This is a genomic window from Larkinella ripae (assembly GCF_054780775.1).
Genome location: NZ_BAAGVR010000035.1, coordinates 1 through 1,118 on the forward strand (window position 1 = coordinate 1; position 1,118 = coordinate 1,118).

Consider the following 1,118-nt stretch of genomic DNA (forward strand, 5'->3'; position numbering starts at 1 on the left):
CTTTCATGAATGTCTGCGGTCGTTGAGTGTGGTCCTGCTCCTGAAGAAAAACAACTGGTGCCTTGTAGCCCAACGATTGGTGGGGACGCTCATTGTTGTAAATCCACATCCAGGCATGGGCCATCACTTGTGCCTCCTTCAGACGCGTAAAGCAGTAGGCGTCCAAGACTTCCTCCCGGAAGCTACGATTAAACCGTTCCATATACCCATTCTGATAAGGCTTGCCTTTTTCAATAAACAGTAGGTCTATTTTTCGCAACTCTGCCCAGTCGCTCATCGCTTGAGCAATAAATTCCGGACCATTGTCCACCCGGATCTTTTCAGGGGCACCTCGCCAAGCAATGAGTTGATCCAACTCGCGAATTACGCGTTTACTGGTCAAACTCGTATCCAGGGTAATGGCCAACGCTTCCCGGTTGTAATCATCAATGATATTCAAGGAGCGAAACTCGACTCCGTTTGCTAGTCCATCCTGCATGAAATCCATTGACCAAGTCAAATTGGCTGCTAATGGTTGAACCAAGGGTTCGACCACTCGAGCTGGGAGCCGTTTTTTATACTTCCGTCTTAGATTTAGCCCCATCTGGGTATAAATCCGGTAGACACGCTTATGATTCCAAGAATGGTTTAGATTCCGCAAATGGTGGTGCATCATCCAAAATCCCCACCGGCTATGCAGCTCGGCTAACTGGGCTAGTTGGTCTCGAATTGGCTCATCCTGACTGAGTTTGGGTTGATAATAAAATACGGAAAGATGGATACGGAACAACTTACAGGCCTGTCGTAAACTAAGCTGGTGGTTCTGATGAGCGTAGTGCACCAACTCGCGTTTTTCGGCAGGCCCTATAGCTTTTTTTCGATCACATCCTTCAAAACCGTCAGTTGAAGCGTTTGCTCAGCCACAATTCGTTTGTATTGAGCCAGTTCGTTCTCTAACTCCTTCAAACGTTTTAACTGATTAATTTCCAAGCCTGAGTATTTGCTTTTCCATTGGTAGTAAGTGGCTTGGCTAATGCCATGTTCGCGGCAAATGTCAACCACTGACTTTCCAGTCTCCTGCTGGCGTAGAATTCCGATGATTTGGGACTCGGTAAATTTGTTCTTTTTCATGGTCTTCC

Annotated in this window: 1 protein-coding gene; it reads right to left on the reverse strand. The window is 46.8% G+C overall.

What is annotated here, in order from left to right:
* Positions 1-1,110, reverse strand: a protein-coding gene (locus tag ACYVHX_RS29575) for an IS3 family transposase (protein ID WP_460675337.1) whose coding sequence is annotated in 2 segments (ribosomal slippage) — positions 1-858 and positions 858-1,110 — 1,111 coding nt annotated over the 2 segments. Because the reading frame shifts where the segments join, the coding sequence is not laid out codon by codon here. This gene is flagged as partial in the annotation.
* Positions 1,111-1,118: the final 8 nt, after the last annotated feature.